The organism is Draconibacterium sp. IB214405 (genome assembly GCF_033963885.1).
In the GTDB taxonomy this organism is placed as follows: domain Bacteria; phylum Bacteroidota; class Bacteroidia; order Bacteroidales; family Prolixibacteraceae; genus Draconibacterium.
In genome coordinates this window covers 219187-234961 of the sequence record NZ_JAXBMA010000001.1, presented here as the reverse complement: position 1 = coordinate 234961, position 15775 = coordinate 219187, and the positions used below count along the sequence as shown (strand labels likewise).

The window sequence follows — 15775 nt, the reverse complement described above, 5'->3', positions numbered from 1 at the left end:
ATTCGAAGAATTATCGGAGGAAGCTGGGGGGTACAGCACATTTTAATCTTGCATATCGAATGAAATAAATCATTCTTTTTAAACAATTTCCGCTCTTTTTTTGTAATCCTTTAAACTTTCTGAAGACTATTCAGAATAATATTTAATTGTGATAAAATGAAGAGTATCTATTTATTAGCAGTAATTTTTTTAATGAATTTAGGAATGGCAACAGCACAAACAAATCCGCTACTTAGCGATTTTAATACACCGCACAATGCGGCACCTTTCGACAAGATTAAAAACGAGCATTTTATGCCCGCTTTCGAGGAAGGAATAAAACAAGGCAAGGCCGACGTGGAGAAAATCAAAAATAATCCGGAGGCCCCAACTTTCGAAAATACCATCGTTGCGTTAGACGAGGTAGGTCGTTTGTTAACACGTACATCGGGTGTATTTTTTAACCTGTTGAGCTCGGAAACCAACGACGAATTGCAGAGCATTGCACAGGAGGTATCGCCTTTGCTTACTGCTTTTCAGAACGATATTTCGTTAGATCCTGTGCTTTTTGAGCGCGTGAAAGCCGTGTACAACAAAAAAGATGAGCTGGATTTAAGCATCGAGCAACAAACGCTTCTGGAGAACAACTACATTGGTTTTGTTCGTAGCGGAGCAAATTTGTCGGATGCCGATAAAGAGAAGTTTCGTGAGTACAGCACCGAGTTGTCGAAATTGAGTCTTGATTTTGGTGAGAACGTATTAAAAGAAACCAATAACTACGAGTTGCTTATTACCGACGAAAGCAAACTGGCAGGAATGCCGGAAGGCGCTTTGGAAGCTGCAGCCGGAAAAGCTAAAGCAAAAGAGCAGGACGGTTGGCTTTTTGATATTTCGATGCCAAGCTACCTGCCTGTAATGAAATATGCCGATAACCGCGATTTACGAAAAGAATTGTACATGGCATACAGCTCGAAATCGTTTAAAGGCGATGAGCTGGATAACCAGGAAAATGTAAAACGTATTGTTGAACTGCGTCTTGAAATAGCGAAACTTTTAGGGTATAAAAACTATGCCGATTATGTTTTGGAGCGCCGAATGGCAATGAATGCCGATGGCGTTTACGGTTTGCTGAACGACTTGTATGCCGCCTCGTACAAAGTGGCAAAAGAAGAAAAAGCGGAGATTGAAAATTACGCCCGAAAAAGTGGATTTGAAGGTGATTTAATGCCTTGGGACTGGAGCTACTACAGCGAAAAACTAAAGGTGGAAAAATTCGATCTGAACGACGAAATGCTAAAACCTTATTTTGAGTTAAGTAGTGTTGTTGACGGCGTTTTTGGTTTGGCTACCGAACTTTTTGGTATCACTTTTAAAGAAAACAAAGACATTCCGGTATACAACGACGAGGTTACTGCTTATGAAGTGTTTGATGCTGATGGTACTTTCCTTTCCGTATTTTACACCGATTTTCACCCGCGCCCCGGAAAACGTGGTGGTGCCTGGATGAACGACTTTAAAGGTCAATGGATGGAAAATGGTGTTGATTCGCGTCCGCACGTAACCATCGTAATGAACTTTACCCGTCCAACTTCAAGTAAACCGGCCTTGATAACGTTTAGCGAGGTGGAAACATTTATGCACGAATTTGGTCATGCGCTGCACGGAATGTTGGCAAAATCAACTTATGCAAGTTTGTCGGGAACAAATGTTTACCGCGACTTTGTTGAGCTTCCTTCGCAAATTATGGAAAACTGGGCAGTTGAAAAAGACTTCCTCGATCGTTTTGCAAAACACTACGAAACAGGCGAGCCGATTCCCGCAGAGTTGGTTCAGAAAATTGTTGATTCGCAAAATTACCTTGCCGGTTACCTTTCAATTCGCCAGTTGAGTTTTGGTTATCTAGATATGGCCTGGCATACGCTTGAAAAACCTTTCGAAGGCGATGTAAAAGCCTTTGAAGAAAGTGCGTGGAAGAAAGCACAGATCTTCCCTGAGATTGACGGCGTTTGTATGAGTACACAATTCGGGCACTTGTTTGCCGGTGGTTATGCAGCCGGATATTACGGTTACAAATGGGCCGAAGTGCTGGATGCCGATGCATTTAGCGTGTTCAAAGAAAAAGGATTATTCAATAAAGAAGTGGCAGCTTCATTCCGTGAAAATATTCTTGAAAAAGGAGGAACAGAGCACCCGATGATTCTTTACAAACGTTTCCGTGGTCAGGAACCAACTGTTGATGCGTTACTTGAACGCAGCGGATTGGTTGAGGGTCATAAAACTGTAAATCCGTAAGGTTAAACAGAAAAGATATTGCAAAAGGCATCTCCCTGGGAGCTGCCTTTTTTTGTGGAAATATTTTTGAGTGCCATTAGAGTTTATTAGTGCTCAGTAGCAGAAAGTTTTGGTCGTGATAAAGTTGTAACATTTGTATCTTTATTAATACTAATACTCAACACAAACAATGAAAGCCAAAATGAAACAAATGCACCGGGGTCTTACAAAAAACGACAAAAAGAATTTACGAAATCAATGTAAAATGGGAATGGGTTTATCATTGCTGGTATTTGTTTTTGCAACAATTATTGGAGTGACAATTTACGAGTTATTCATTGACTCGGATCCAAATGGACTGAACATTAAAATGACAGGTTTAATTGCAATCGGAACATTCAGTTCTTCAGTTCTTCTTAATCTTCTGATATGTAATAAATACTATCGCGATTTGCAATTCAATGAAAAAGTTCAGGTAGTAAAAACATTGGTGAACAAATCAAAATCAACTATTTATCATGCCTCTGCACCGGGTAGCAATATTTCTAAGGCTTATACTGAAAAATTTGAGTTCGTTGTTGAGGGTATAAAGTTCAATGTTGATAAAGAGCTGTTCGAGTATTGTGCCGAGGGAGATCAATTGATTTTTAATTATGCTCCGAAAAGTGAATACCTGTTGAGTGTAGAAAAGAAGTAAGCTATAAGATTTAGATCGATTAAATACTATTGAAAATGGCATCTCGCTTTGAGGTGCCATTTTTTATTGAGTATTAGCTATGCGCTGTAGTCAACGGAAAATCCCTGATCCAGATATCTGCCAGAAAAGCATCTTTTAAGAACATCTATCTCCTTTTCATAGGATAAATAGTGTGATTGTAAACCTATTTTATTGGTGAGTAAAAATAAATTAGGGGTATATGTAATCCAGTCTGTATAACAAAGTGTGAAGCCTGGAAATAAATTATAAACTGGAGTGAGAAAGGCAATTTCTTACTCCATAATTTTTTACAAAGTTATGAGAAAAGGAATTCTGGTTGTATTGTTATTTATTAGTTCGTTGTCTGTTTTTTCCCAATCGAAATTCGAGATGGGTTTAACCACTGAAGCATCGTGGATAATGAAAAATGAATTAACAATGAGCGGACACGTTGGTGAGAAAGACAGCTGGGGCACAGGTCTGGGATTATATGCAGCCTTGCCGGTTTGGTGGCGTTTTTCGCTTTCAAGTGGTGTGGGATTGCGTTATGCCCAAATGCAGAAGGGAACTGCAATTTATACAACGTCCGGGGATAGTGAACGGTCTGTTTTGTCGGGCTACGATTTTACGCAATACGATCGTTATTATACCGTGGTTCCTTTAAATCTTAATTTTCGGGTGGCAAAAAGCGTAATGCTCAGTGGTGGTATTGAATATTGCAAAATGTTGGATAAAGGCTTAAAAAGCGACTCCGAATACAATTGGGCGACCGGTATTGGCAGCCATATCTACAAACTGAAATGGAATATTAAATACCTCTACGGTTTTAACGAACATCAGGTAAGTGAATATTATACCGAAACCGATGGCAGTCAGCAAACACTGAAGCTGTACCGTTACAGAACCAGCCGGGTGCAGTTAAACCTATCGTATCCGCTTTGGAGTAAATAACGTAGGGAAATAAAGCCACTCTTTTTTGAATTTGAAGACTTTTGTTTGATGCGGGAAAGCTATTTTTGAAATTAAAAGAATAGTTTATGATCGACATTTTAAGAAAACGAAGGAGTATTCGGAGATATACAAGCGAGGTAATTGAGCCAGAAAAGATTGAATTACTGAAGGAGGCTGTTTTACGTTCTCCCTCCTCAAAAAATATAAATCCCTGGGAGTTTGTATTTGTGGATGATAAGGCATTGATTGAAAAGCTAAAAAGCTGCAAACCTCATGGCGTGGCACCGCTTTCAACTGCCCCGCTCGCTGTTGTTGTTTGTGCTGACGAAACTAAAAATGATGTTTGGGTGGAGGATTGTTCCATTGCATCTGTTTTGTTGCAGTTAACCGCGCAGTCGCTGGATTTGGGAAGTTGCTGGGTGCACGTTCGAAAACGTATGCACAACGAGACTGTTTCGGCAGAAAAATACATTCAGGACTTGCTGAATATCCCTGAGAATTTCAGGGTTTTAAGCATTGTAACTATTGGCTATCCGGAAAAGCAGCGCGATGGAAAACCTTTTGATGAGTTGCAGTTTGAGAAGATAAGAAGTAATAACTTCTAATAGCAGGCAAAAAAAGAACCGACCCTTTTTGCAATGGATCGGTTCCTTCAGTAATATTCAAATTTCATTAAAAGAAATCGTTGAAATCTTGCTGTGTATTGTTCTTTTTCTCCAGCTCGTCGCAATCGAGGTTGATGTTAAAGTCGGCAGGTTTTTTGAATTCCATTTCATCTTCCTTGAAGCCGATAGATTCGTCGGCCAAAACTTTCCTGTAAAAGTAACCCCAGATTGGCAGCGCCATATTTGCACCCTGTCCTGATGCGATCGTTTTAAAGTGGATGCTTCGTAAATCGGCCCCGGTCCAAACACCGGCAGTAAGTTTTGGTGTTGTACCAATAAACCAACCGTCAGAGTGGTTTTGGGTAGTTCCTGTTTTTCCGGCAATTGGCATGCTAAAACTTCCGTAGTCGGTTGTTACCCTGTCGCGAAACAAATTCGAAAAGCGTAAACGGACTCCGGTTCCTTCGTCAATAACTCCTTGTAACAAGTTAAGCATCAGGTAGGCAGTTTGTTCATCAATGGCCTCGTGGCGTTCAGGAACAAATCGTGCAATTACGTTGCCATGGCGATCTTCAATTTTTGTTACAAAATAGGGTTTGATAAATACGCCAAGATTTGCATATGTATTAAATGCTCCAACCATTTCGTATAAAGTAACATCCGAAACGCCAAGGAACATCGAGTTTACCGGGTCGATAGGGCTGTAAATCCCAAGATGTTTCATTACATCAACCACAGCCTGCGGGTTATATTGTTTTAATACCCACGCCGAAATTCGGTTTTTCGAGTTGGCCAGTCCCCATTTTAAGGTTACCATTTGCCCGTCCATTTCTTCGTCAACATCCGAATCTTTCGGTTCGTAAATAGAACCGTCCCACTGAATAAATTGCTGACTTACGTATGGCACTTTGGTACACGGTGTAAGGCCGTTTTGCATGGCCAGCGTGTACAAGAATGGTTTTACAGTAGAACCAACCTGGCGTTTGCCGCCTTTAACCATGTCGTACATAAAATGCTTGTAGTTAGGGCCGCCAACATAGGCTTTTACTTTCCCCGATTCGGTATCCATGGCCATAAACGACGAGCGGAAGAACTTCAGGTAATATTTGATCGAATCCATCGGAGTCATCAGGGTATCTACTTCTCCGCTCCATTTAAACAGGGTCATTTCTGCCGGTTCGTTAAACGTTTTCTTAATCTCCGAAAAGCTTTTCCCTGCCTGGTTCATTACACGGTAACGTTCGCTTTTTCTGATTTCCCTATTCAACAGATCGTCAACATCTCCCGAACTCATGTTATTGGCAAAAGGCGGATTTTGCAGGTCCGACATACTTTCGTCGAACAACGGTTGCAGGTCGTAACGCAAATGTTGCTCAACCGCTTCAACCGCATATTTCTGCATGCGCGAGTCGAGCGTTGTGTAGATTTTTAACCCGTCGGTATAAATATTATAGGGTTCGCCATTGGGTTTGGTGTTTTTGTTGCACCAGCCAAACAGCGGATTGTTTTCCCATTCATCAAGGTCTTCAATGTATTTTTGTTCCTGCCACGAAGCATAATTTTCGCGTTCCGGTTTTTTTGCGGTAAGTGTTAAGCGCAGGTATTCACGGAAATACGGCGCCGGCCCCAGTTTGTAATCTACCTTTTTATATTCCAGATCCAGAGGAAGTTGTTTTACCGAATCGGCAACTTCGGGAGTTATGTAGCCATATTTTTCCATTTGGCTTAACACAACATTTCGGCGTTGCAGTACCATTTCCGGGCGGCGAACGGGATTAAAAAGCGAAGAGTTTTTGGCCATTCCAACCAACATGGCTGCCTGGTGAAGCTGGAGCGAATCGGGCTGAACATTAAAATAAACGTCGGCTGCCGATCGGATTCCTACCGCATTGTTCAGGTAGTCGTATTTATTCAGGTACATCAGAATAATCTCTTCTTTGGTGTAGCTGCGTTCGAGTTTTACTGCAATTACCCATTCTTTAAATTTTCGAAGTACCAGTTCCAAACTACTTGAAAAACTATCACGCGGGAAAAGCATTTTTGCCAGCTGTTGACTAAGTGTACTTCCTCCGCCTGAACTTGTATCATTTGTAACAATTCCTTTAAATACACGAATTAGTCCGCGAAAATCAATTCCAGAGTGATCGTAAAAACGAACATCTTCGGTTGCAACAAGTGCATTGATCAAATGCGGAGGCAAATTCTCATAATTTACGAAGGTGCGGTTCTCCTGATTGAAATATTTATCAATGGTCGGGCCATCTTCAAAATAAATCTCCGACGCAAGGATATTCTGCGGATTTTCCAGGTCTTCGAAACTCGGCATAAAACCCAGCTTTCCCTTGGCAATCATAGAGAATAGAAGCACGACTGCAATCAAACCAATTGCAACAAAAGACCAAAAAATGAGGATGTATTTTTTAAAATTATTTTTCGTTTCGCTCATCAACTTTGCGGATTTTAATGTGGCAACAAATATATACCATTCTGTTCTCGGAACAATCTATTTAACGCCCCGAAATTGGTTAATATTTTATTTTTTAAAAAATAAAATCATCATTTTCAATTATATAGAAAATGAAAAAATAGGTGATTAAATTTTGAACTTAGCTTATCATTTTCTTTAATTTGCAGAATTTTTAGAACGGATTAGAAAGAATATGCACAAAAACCTGGTTATAGTCGAGTCTCCTGCAAAGGCGAAAACAATAGAAGGATTTCTTGGAGAAGGATTTGTTGTGACCTCAAGTATGGGGCACGTTAGAGACCTGGAAAAGAAAGATTTCGGGATTGATATTGGTAATAATTATCAACCCAGATATATCGTTTCTTCGGATAAGAAGAAAATAGTTTCAGAACTGAAAAAGTTAGCGAAGGATGCCGAAACGGTATGGCTCGCTTCCGATGAGGACCGCGAAGGAGAGGCTATTGCCTGGCACCTGAAAGAGGTACTGAAACTAAAAGATGATAAAATAAAACGTATTGTTTTTCACGAAATCACCAAGGACGCAATTACGCGTGCCGTTGAACATCCGAGAGATATCGACGAGCATTTGGTAAATGCACAGCAGGCCCGCCGTGTTTTAGACCGAATTGTAGGTTTTGAAGTTTCGCCGGTTTTATGGAAAAAAGTAAAACCCTCGTTAAGTGCCGGTCGTGTGCAGTCGGTTGCTGTTAGGTTGATTGTTGAACGCGAAAGAGATATCCGTAATTTTAAATCGGAAACCTGGTTTCGTGTAAACGGATACTTTTTGGTACCCGATGAAAATGGAAATACCACCGAATTAAAAGCAGAACTTTCAAAACGTTTTGAAACCCGCGATGAAGCCAACGCTTTCCTCGAAAAATGCAAAACAGCAGAGTTTACGGTAAGCGATGTGGTTAAAAAACCAGGGAAAAGAACACCTGCACAACCGTTCACTACCTCAACCTTGCAGCAGGAAGCTAGTAGAAAGCTGGGATTTTCTGTTTCGCAAACCATGGCAGTTGCCCAGCGTTTGTACGAAAGCGGTAAAATTACATACATGCGTACCGACTCGGTGAACTTATCGAGCCTGGCAATTAATACATCAAAACAGAAGATTGTAGATTTGCACGGTGAAAAGTATGTTCAGATCCGCAAGTTTAAAACCAAGGCAAAAGGTGCGCAGGAAGCTCACGAAGCTATCCGCCCAACCTACATGGATAATGAAACGGTTAACGGATCGGCACAGGAGCAGCGTTTATACGAATTGATTTGGAAACGTACCATTGCCTCGCAAATGGCCGATGCAATTCTGGAGCGTACAAATGTTACCATAAATGTGTCGAATGCAACGGAAAAGTTCCAGGCAACCGGAGAAGTTATTGTTTTCGACGGATTCCTGAAAGTTTATATTGAGTCGACTGACGATGAAAATACAAGCGGAAACGGGCAAACACTGATTCCGCCGGTACATGTTAACGATGTACTTTCGATGACTTCGGTTGTGTCAACTCAACGTTTTTCGCAACGTCCGGCTCGTTTTACGGAGGCCTCGTTGGTTAAACGTTTGGAAGAACTTGGTATTGGCCGTCCGTCAACTTACGCGCCAACCATTACTACAGTTCAAAACCGAAACTATGTGGTAAAGGAAGAGCGTCCCGGTGTAGAAAGAAATTACACGGTGCTAACGCTTGAAAATGGCCAGATAAAAGAAGAAGAGAAAACCGAAATTACCGGTGCCGAAAAGAATAAACTGTTCCCAACCGATGTTGGTATTGTTGTAAACGATTTCCTGATGGACAATTTTGACCAGATAATGGATTACAATTTTACCGCCAACGTTGAAAAAGAATTCGATGATATTGCCGATGGCAAAAAGGTTTGGAACGAGATGATCGACAAGTTCTATCAACCGTTTCACGGCAAAGTAGAAGACGCATTGGAGAATGCCGAGCGTTCGAAAGGTGAGCGTATTTTAGGAATCGATCCAAAAACGGGTAAAGAAGTATCTGTAAAAATTGGGCGTTTTGGTCCATTAGCTCAATTGGGTGAAGCATCGCAGGAAGAAGGTGCTGAAAAACCTCAGTTTTCAAGTTTGCGCACCGGACAGCACATTGAAACAATTACGCTGGAAGAAGCACTCGATCTTTTCAAACTTCCACGCGACCTTGGCGAATACGAAAACAAAAAAGTGACTGTTGCCATTGGTCGATTTGGTCCTTACGTACGCCACGACAATAAATTTGTTTCGCTTGGTAAAGAAGATGATCCTTATTCAGTAGTTCTGGATCGGGCAATTGAGCTGATTGAGGCGAAACGTGAAAAAGACCGGAAGGCTGTAGTGAAATTATTTGAGGAAGATGCAGAACTTCAGGTGCTTAACGGAAGATGGGGGCCTTACATTAAACATGGCAAAAAGAATTATAAAATACCAAAAACGACTAAGGCAGAGGAGTTGACATTCGAGGATTGTATGAAGATTATCGAAACGGCTCCGGAGCCAAAATCCAGACGTGGTAGAAAAAAATAAAGAATAAAGGCAGATGATTTGATCATTTGCCTTTATTTTTAAAAGCAAAAAAATGAATTTGTTCCCTTACTTCGATGCGGTTGATTTTTCGCAGTATGTTGATGACGTGCCGTTTGCCTGGAAATATTCGGTGGGTGCAACCATTGAAAAGAACACTTTAAAACTTCAGGAGGGCAGGCTTAAAAATATCGAGCTTGCTATTGTTGGTGTGCCATTTAACAGCGAGGATGATGATTTTAAAAGAACAACAACACCGGATAGCTTACGTCGGGCATTCTACAGTCTAGCGGGAGTAGGGAAATTAAATATAATCGACTTTGGAAACCTGAAAGCCTCAAGCAGTCATAAAGGAAATTACCTGGCGCTGCGCGATGTGGTTGATTATTTGAGCGAATTAGGCATTGTTACAATTATCCTCGGCGGAAGCCAGGATTATTCGTACGGTGTTTGCCAGGCTTTTCGGTCTGATCCTTTCTTTTCATTCTGTTCTGTTGATGCTTTTCTCGATGTAAAAAAGGGCGTTGAGTCGCTAAGTCCGGAGAATTATTTGTCGCAGGTGTTTAAAACTATCCCCGATTTGTTTCAGTTTAGTTTGCTGGCTTATCAAAGTCATTATGTTCCTGAGATTTATTTTGAGAAGACAAAAGGAATCGGGCCTCACGTACGTTTGGGTAAGTTAAGAGACGATTGGAGTTCGGCTGAACCTGTTTTCAGAAACTGCGATTTTTTGAGTTTCGATATGTGTGCACTGAAACATTCGGAAGCACCGAATAAAAACCTTCAACCAAACGGTTTATATGCCGATGAGGCATGCCAGTTAATGAAGTTGGCTGGTGCAAGTAACCGAATGAAAGTATTTGGGTTATTTGGTATGGAAGATCAGCCCGATGAAGAAAGTTTAACTGTGAATCTGGCGGCACAGTTAGTTTGGTATTTTATTCAAGGGTATCTGATTCGGGATAAACGAAAACCGGAACAAGGCGATGGATTCTCAACGTTCAGTGTGGAAATCGCAGAATTGTCGGCACCGCTTGTTTTCTGTAAAAACGAGACTACCGGTCAATGGTGGATTCGGGTGCAGGCTATAAACAACGAAATAAAATATTTTGCCTGTTCAGAAAAGGATTACCAGAATGCGACTGACAACGAAATTCCGGAGATTTGGTTGAAATATGTTCAAAAAACCGATGAGTTATTAAAATAATACCCCTATAAAAACGTTCTTTGCATACCTTGTTAACAGTTGATTGTTACAAACAACATAATTTTGTTTCTTTGCCGCAGCAGAGAAAACGCTAAATTGCCCTATGAAAAGAGAAGTATGAAGAAGGCTGTATCTTTTTTATTTTTTATAATGTCGGTTACAATAGTAAGTTACGGTCAGTTAGATCCACAATACACCAACAATATGTACTATAAACTAGGTGTAAACCCTGGATTTGCAGGTACAGGTGATGCTATTAACGGCTTAATGATTAACAGGTATCAGTGGTCGGGGAGCAGCAAAGTGCTTGTATTTAGTGCCGATGCTGCAGTAAATGCATTTGGAAGATCAGAAGGTGTTGGAATAAGCGTATTGAGTGACAAGCTTGGATTTTACGACAATACCTGGGTTACTTTTAGTTTGGCGCACAAAGTAACCACCTCAATCGGAACATTGGGATTAGGTTTGTCGCCCGGCATTTTTAATTACAGCGTTAACGGCGAATGGGAAATTCCCGAAGGAGACATGTACACACAGCCTGAATCTGATCCTTCGATTCCGCAAACTGAAGTCAGTCAGATAGCGTTTGATGTAGGTTTTGGAGCCTTCCTTTATACGAACAATTATTATGCTGGATTTTCAGCAACACATCTTAATCAGGCCGCTGTAATGTATGATGATGTTGCAACTGATTATCTGGCAAGGACTTATTATTTAATGGGTGGGTACAATATTAAGCTCTCCAATCCGTTGTTTGAATTGTGGCCGTCGTTTTTGGTTAAAACTGATTTGGCTGGAACTGAGTTCGATATAAATGCAAATGTTGTTTATAACGAAAAAATATGGTGCGGTCTTTCCTATCGTCACCAGGATGCAATAGCGCTGCTATTGGGAATGGAGTTGTTTAATGGAATGCGAGTAGGTTATTCTTTCGATTTTACCACCTCCGTAATGAGCAGAAGTGGTTTTGGATCGCATGAAATATTTATAAGTTATTCGATCAATTTAGAGAAAAATAGAAACCAAAAGTATAAGAGTATTAGATTTTTGTAAATAATACAGGAGTTGAATGAATAAAAGAGCTAAATATTATATTTTATTATTTCATTGTTTCTCCTTATTTTTAACGACCAATCAGAGCTCGTAAAGTATAAAAGACACATTATGAAAAAACTACTTTCAATTGCAACCGTATTCTTGATTGCACTTAGTTTTACCGGCTGCCTCGGCGGTGGCTCAGGTGGAAACGGTGAGTTAACAGGAGTACAACGAAGGCAGCGATTTAAAGAAACACAGCCGCTTGGAATGGTTTACGTTCGAAGGGGTAGTTTCAATATCGGGCCAAGCGATGAGGACGCAAGTAGGTCAGGTGTTCCCACAAAAACAGTATCGCAAGAGCCGTTTTGGATGGACGATACCGAAATCACCAATAACGAATACCGTCAGTTTGTCGATTATGTGAAGGAATCAATGGCTCGTCGTATGTTAGGCGACCAGTACCCTGAATTCCTGATCACAGAAGACAGAGACGGAAACCTCATTGATCCGCCGGAAATAAACTGGAAAGAAAAGATCGACTGGGAAGACCCTGACATGCAAATGGCTATGGAAGATCTTTACGTTCCTGAAAACGAACGTTTCTTTGGGAAAAAGGAAATTGATTCGCGCAAGCTGGTTTACGAATACTGGTGGGTGGATTTGAATCAGGCTGCTCAAAGAGCTAACAGTTTTAACTACGAAACACAACGTTACGAAGGTAATGTTTACAATATTGAAGGCGACCTGGTACCAATCGAAAACCGATCGTCATTTATGATGCGCGATCAGGTTCACGTTTATCCCGATACACTTTGCTGGATCAGGGATTTTACTTATTCGTACAACGAGCCGTTGGCAACCCGCTATTTCTGGCACCCAGGCTTTGATGAATACCCGGTTGTTGGTGTAACCTGGAAACAGGTGAATGCTTTCTGTAACTGGCGTACAAAAATTCAGTCAGATTATTTAGAAGAAAGAGGAGAACCAACATTGATGACCTATCGTTTACCAACCGAAGTGGAGTGGGAATATGCCGCCAGAGGTGGAAAAGAATTTTCGATGTATCCGTGGGGTGGTTATTATACCCGCGACGACAAGGGAGTATTTTTAGCCAACTTTAAACCGCTTCGTGGTAACTATGTAGAAGATGGTTCGATTGCAACCATAAAAGTAGGAAGTTACGATCCGAATGAATACGGATTATACGATATGGCCGGTAACGTAGCAGAATGGACAAGCACTGCGTACGATGAAGCTGGTTACAACTATTTCAGCGATTTAAACCCAACTTTTACATACAATGCCCGCAAGGATGACCCTCCCGTTATGAAACGTAAAGTAATCAGAGGTGGTTCGTGGAAAGATATTTCGCAGTTTGTTCAGGTTTCAACCCGTAATTACGAATATCAGGACACAACTAAATCGTACATTGGTTTCAGATGCGTTCGCTCTACATTTGGCGAAGAATTTTAACACTAATATCAAAACTTTATACCAAACGATATGAATCTGGGAGAACTCTTTAAAACTAAGCGCTGGAAAACATTCATGGGATTTGTTTATGGATGGGGTGCTGCAGTCGTTATGGTTGGCGCCTTGTTCAAACTTGAACACTGGAAAGGTTCCAGCGAGTTATTAACCGTAGGTTTGCTTACTGAAGCATTCATTTTCTTCCTTTCAGCATTTGAGCCGCCAGCCAATATTCCTGAATGGGAGAAGGTGTACCCAGAGTTAGGCGAAGATTATGAACTGGAAGAGATGAGAGAGTTGAAATCCAGTAAAGGTGGTGGTTTAGAAACTCTTTTTGGCAGCTCAGAACTTACACCTGAATTAATGGATCGTGTAGGTAAAGGATTAACAGAATTGAGCAACACTGCCAGAGGAATTAGCGATATTTCGTCGGCAACACTTGCTACCGATATGTATGTTAAAAACCTGGGCTCTGCTTCCGAATCGATGAACTCTTTTGCCGAAATAAACAATAAGGCAAACGAAAGCATCGATAAATCGGTTGGTACCTTAATCAGCTCTTACTCGCAGGCTGCCACTCAGCTTAGTGAAACAGGTAAGAATCTTTCAGCTGTTTATCAAAAATCTTCAGACGTGATATCAGGCGAACTGGAAAACATTGGTAGCAGCTCAAAACAATACTCAGGTAACCTGGAAAGACTTAATAAGAATTTAGATACGCTCAACAGCAGTTTCGAAAACCAATTGAAAGATACACAGGATCAGTTCAAAGCCAACCAGAAATTTAATCAGGATCTGGCACAGATGAATACTATTCTGACCTCTTCAGTTGATGAGTTGAAAAAATACAAAGAGAATGCTGAAATGCTCAACAAAAACCTTGAAGCCTTAAATACAATTTATGGCAACATGTTGGGTGCAATGAGCTATAAAAAGTAAAGTCCGAAGCGTATGGGTGCAAAGAATTGTCCGGAAACCCCGAGGCAAAAAATGATAAACATGATGTACATTGTACTCACTGCGATGTTAGCTCTTAACGTTGCAGCTGAGGTACTTGAAGCGTTTCGCGTGGTAGACAGTAGTTTACTGCAAACGCTCGAGGCAGTGGACGTGCAAAACAAGCAGATTTATTCAGCATTTGAACAAGCATATATCGAAAATCCAACCAAAGTTCAGGAGTGGAAAGATAAATCGGATCAATTGAGGGATAAGTCGCATGAAATGATCACCTACGTATCGGCATTAAAGGATGAAGTGATCGCTTACTCGGGGGAGAAGCCGGTTAACGAGGATAATCCGATGTATGAAGAAGGACTTTATCATACAAAACTGGATGGATCGGTTGTTGAAGTTGCAAAGAAGGATGACCTGAATGGACCATCAGAATTGATGATAACCCAGAAAAGAGCGACTGATCTTAAAAATGCGATTAACGAATACCGTACTTTCATTTCTACGCTGATAAGCGAGGATGACACTGAACTCCGCGAAACTATTTTAAGTGAGCTTAGAACTTCTGATCCTGAAAAAGGAGCCAAAGGAGAAGGAAATTATACCACCTGGGAGTCAGAGCATTTTGAGGATAAGCCTTTAATTGCCGTAATGACGTTGCTATCCAAAATTCAGATCGATGTAAAAAACTCTGAAGCGTACGTTGCAAAATATTTGTATGCAGAGATTGACGAAGGTTCGTTTAAATTTAACCGTTTAGGAGCCCGTGTTATCGCCAATTCGAACGTGGTTTTAATGGGCGACGAATATAAAGCTGAAGTTTTCCTTGCTGCTGAAGATACAACTCAACAACCGGTGATCATGATTAACGGTAAAGAGGTTGAAGTTAACGACGGTAAAGCAACTTTTATTGGAAATACCAGTCAGGCCGGTAAATTTACCTGGAGCGGTTTAATAAAATATAAAACGCCCGGAGGTATCATTAAAAGCTATCCTTTTGAACAGGAATACCAGGTTTCGGAGCCAACTGTAACCATGTCGGCTACAAAAATGAACGTATTCTACAGAGGTTTACAAAACCCGTTTGATGTAGGTGGAGGAGCAATTCCGAATGAAGACCTTGAAGTACAAATGACCAATGGTAAGGTTACGAAACAAGGTGATGCCTATTTAATTGAACCTACTGAACTGGATGAAATGGGGCGTAAAACTAAGGTAAGTGTTTACGCAACAATTAACGGAAGCCGACGTTTGATTGGTACAACCGATTGGCGTGTGAAGCGCGTTCCCGATCCTGTAGCACAAATCGATGGTAAGTCGGGAGGTGACATCCGCAAGGAAAGATTAAAGATTCAGGACGGTATTTTAGCCGTACTTGTTGATTTCGATTTCGAATTTAAGTATACCATTACTCAATTTACAATGGAAACAACTGGTCAGGGAGGTTATATCAACCGTTATCCTGCCAATTCAAATCGATTCACACCGGAACAAAAAGCTGCTTTAGAAAGAGCAAATATTAATAGTATAGTTTATATAGCAGATATTAAGGCTGTTGGAGACGATGGAAGTACCCGTGATCTGGATCCAATATCATTTAAGATAAAATAGGAAA

General features: G+C 40.9%; 11 protein-coding genes. 10 read left to right on the top strand and 1 reads right to left on the bottom strand.

Annotated elements, in window-relative coordinates; all coding sequences use genetic code 11:
• Positions 1–204 precede the first annotated feature (204 nt).
• The 4 genes from SLH46_RS00755 (at position 205) to SLH46_RS00740 (ending at position 4503) form a co-directional block, all read left to right on the top strand.
• Positions 205–2271 (top strand): M3 family metallopeptidase, encoded by a 2067-nt coding sequence (locus SLH46_RS00755; protein ID WP_320279222.1) that lies wholly within the window; start codon positions 205–207, stop codon positions 2269–2271.
• A 190-nt stretch (positions 2272–2461) separates the two neighbouring features.
• Entirely contained in the window at positions 2462–2947 is a 486-nt protein-coding gene (locus SLH46_RS00750) for a hypothetical protein (RefSeq protein WP_320279221.1), read from the top strand.
• Between the two features lie 318 nt (positions 2948–3265).
• The gene (locus SLH46_RS00745; protein ID WP_320279220.1) at positions 3266–3898 is read left to right on the top strand and encodes a hypothetical protein; all 633 of its coding nucleotides are present in this window, start codon (positions 3266–3268) and stop codon (positions 3896–3898) included.
• 86 nt (positions 3899–3984) lie between these two features.
• Entirely contained in the window at positions 3985–4503 is a 519-nt protein-coding gene (locus SLH46_RS00740; protein ID WP_320279219.1) for a nitroreductase family protein, read from the top strand.
• A 67-nt stretch (positions 4504–4570) separates the two neighbouring features.
• Here SLH46_RS00740 and SLH46_RS00735 read toward each other — a convergent pair whose 3' ends face one another.
• Positions 4571–6949 (bottom strand): transglycosylase domain-containing protein, encoded by a 2379-nt coding sequence (locus tag SLH46_RS00735; RefSeq protein WP_320279218.1) that lies wholly within the window; start codon positions 6947–6949, stop codon positions 4571–4573.
• Positions 6950–7163: 214 nt separating this feature from the next.
• Between SLH46_RS00735 and topA the strand changes: the two genes are divergently transcribed.
• The 6 genes from topA (at position 7164) to porM (ending at position 15771) form a co-directional block, all read left to right on the top strand.
• Positions 7164–9497 (top strand): type I DNA topoisomerase, encoded by a 2334-nt coding sequence (topA, locus tag SLH46_RS00730; RefSeq protein WP_320279217.1) that lies wholly within the window; start codon positions 7164–7166, stop codon positions 9495–9497.
• Between the two features lie 52 nt (positions 9498–9549).
• Positions 9550–10701, top strand: a complete 1152-nt coding sequence (locus tag SLH46_RS00725) for an arginase family protein (protein ID WP_320279216.1) — start codon at positions 9550–9552, stop codon at positions 10699–10701.
• 117 nt (positions 10702–10818) lie between these two features.
• A complete protein-coding gene (locus SLH46_RS00720; RefSeq protein WP_320279215.1) occupies positions 10819–11754 on the top strand; it encodes a PorP/SprF family type IX secretion system membrane protein in 936 nt (311 codons plus the stop codon).
• A 111-nt stretch (positions 11755–11865) separates the two neighbouring features.
• The gene (gene porK / locus SLH46_RS00715) at positions 11866–13212 is read left to right on the top strand and encodes a type IX secretion system lipoprotein PorK/GldK (RefSeq protein WP_320279214.1); all 1347 of its coding nucleotides are present in this window, start codon (positions 11866–11868) and stop codon (positions 13210–13212) included.
• A gap of 30 nt (positions 13213–13242) precedes the next feature.
• Positions 13243–14148, top strand: coding sequence for a type IX secretion system motor protein PorL/GldL (gene porL / locus SLH46_RS00710; RefSeq protein WP_320279213.1), 906 nt, complete (start codon positions 13243–13245; stop codon positions 14146–14148).
• Positions 14149–14160: 12 nt separating this feature from the next.
• Positions 14161–15771: a type IX secretion system motor protein PorM/GldM gene (gene porM, locus SLH46_RS00705; protein WP_320279212.1), complete on the top strand. Its 1611-nt coding sequence runs from the start codon at positions 14161–14163 to the stop codon at positions 15769–15771.
• Positions 15772–15775 lie beyond the last annotated feature (4 nt).